The 1,830-nt window shown below is 38.3% G+C and carries 2 protein-coding genes; both read left to right on the top strand.

Annotation, left to right across the window (positions count from 1 at the left end):
- Positions 1-91 precede the first annotated feature (91 nt).
- Complete coding sequence (locus WMO62_RS15700; RefSeq protein ID WP_349145269.1) at positions 92-814, top strand: IS3 family transposase; 723 nt, start codon at positions 92-94, stop codon at positions 812-814.
- A gap of 295 nt (positions 815-1,109) precedes the next feature.
- Positions 1,110-1,784 carry an ATPase gene (locus tag WMO62_RS15705; protein WP_349145268.1) on the top strand — a complete coding sequence of 225 codons (675 nt, stop codon included), beginning with the start codon at positions 1,110-1,112 and terminating at the stop codon, positions 1,782-1,784.
- Positions 1,785-1,830 lie beyond the last annotated feature (46 nt).

Here is a 1,830-nt window from a genome sequence, read left to right on the forward strand (position 1 = left end):
AGAGTTCCTCCTTATTCTCTTTTATTATACATGAATTCCTTGAGAATAAGGTGTCAACTTTATTTATACAACATCATCCTTTGTAAGTGATCTGGCATTATTCAAGGAATACCATGCTAAATATCCATCACATGGCTATCGCTGGCTTAATGCCAAGATTCGTTTAGATACAGGACTAAAAATGTCTGATCAGTATGCTCATAAGTGTTGTAAAACGGCAGGGATTATGAGCATATCCAAGCATTACCGCTATAAGAAGCCAGGAGATCCATTCAAGGTGTATCCGAACCTAATGGCAACCGGGTTAAATATCACCGGACCGTTGCAGTGTATCACAAGTGACATGACTGCATTTCGATTAAAAGGGGGTTATTATGAATTGACCTTGTATATGGATCTTTGGAATAATGAAATCCTGTCATACTCGCTTTCAGGTCGCAAAGGAGACAGAATGACATATATAAGTGGTCTAAAAGACTTGATTTCCATCAAGCAAAAGTATCCTGGTCTGGAAATGATTCTTCATACAGATCAGGGATCGGTCTATGCATCTAAGGACTTTAATGAGCTTTTGCCTTTATATAACATCGTTCATTCTATGTCCAGAGCCGGAACCCCAACAGATAATGCAGCAATGGAGGCGATTAATGGCTGGATCAAAACAGAGATGTTTACAGATCTGCACATAACCAGCAATGAAAACATTGAGAATGAGATAAAAGAGTATATTACGTTCTTTAATGAAGAAAGACCTGCATACTCATTAAACTATTTGACACCAAAACAATATAAGGAGTACTATGCTCAGTTTTGAGTGTATAAAAAATGAAAAAAGTGTCTACTTTTTGTTGACTAGTGCAAATACTCGAGAAGTTGGGCAGCAAGCGTGGTGAAGAGGTGTCAGCTGCCCAAAACCAAGTTCGCGGGAAGCCAAATACTCGAGAAGTTGGGCAGCAAGCGCGGAGAAGAGGTGCCAGCGGCCCAAAAGCAAGTTCGCGGGAAGTCAATACATGCCCGCAAAAAGCCAATTAACTGCTTGACAGATACAGAGAAGTGCGTTACTGTGATAACAGTTTCAATATTCATGACCTAATTCAGGAGATTTCCAGATGTATATTTACGAAATGAAAAAAGAGCGTGCGCATCTTGCAAAGCAAATTGCCAAATTGCAAAAAGATTTAGAGTTACTTCCGAATCAAAAATTATTTATCACAAAGAATGGAAAATATAATAAATGGTATATAGCAAATGGGCATACCCCTGTTTATATCAAGAAGAATCAACGTGAATTGGCAGAAAAACTGGCACAGCGTGAAATAACAGAGATGAATTTGAAAAATGCATGTCAAGAACTAGATTCCATGGATCGATACATAAAAGAACATGAGCAGCGTAGTTTGGAACAGCAAAAATGGTTTACCAATAATTCTGAGCTTCAGAAACTTCTTGAGACTTCAAAAGATTTTACCCCAGACAGTTCAACAGATGAATATTTACAAAAATGGATGCAGGAATCATATGAATCGAATCCTCGTTATCCGGAAAAACTTATACACAAAACGATGGACGGAAAACGTGTACGTTCCAAGTCAGAAGTGATCATTGCAAATGCATTGCATCATCATGGAATTCCTTATCGGTACGAGTGTGCATTTCGCAGCGAAGACATGACAATTTATCCAGATTTCACCATTTGCCATCCACAGAACAAACAAATATTTTACTGGGAGCATTTTGGCATGATGGATCTGTCGAGACCGTTTCAAGTTTTGTGTAAACGTTAAAAACTGATATAAGATTTGTGAATAGTTACAAATGGGCAGAGCCGAT

Source organism: Hominiventricola aquisgranensis (assembly GCF_040096225.1).
Taxonomy (GTDB): Bacteria; Bacillota; Clostridia; order Lachnospirales; family Lachnospiraceae; genus Hominiventricola; species Hominiventricola aquisgranensis.

What these genes read in the sequence shown, in the direction of transcription:
- WMO62_RS15705 (WP_349145268.1), top strand. Translation starts at nt 1,110, where the DNA reads ATGTATATTTACGAAATGAAAAAAGAGCGTGCGCATCTTGCAAAGCAA.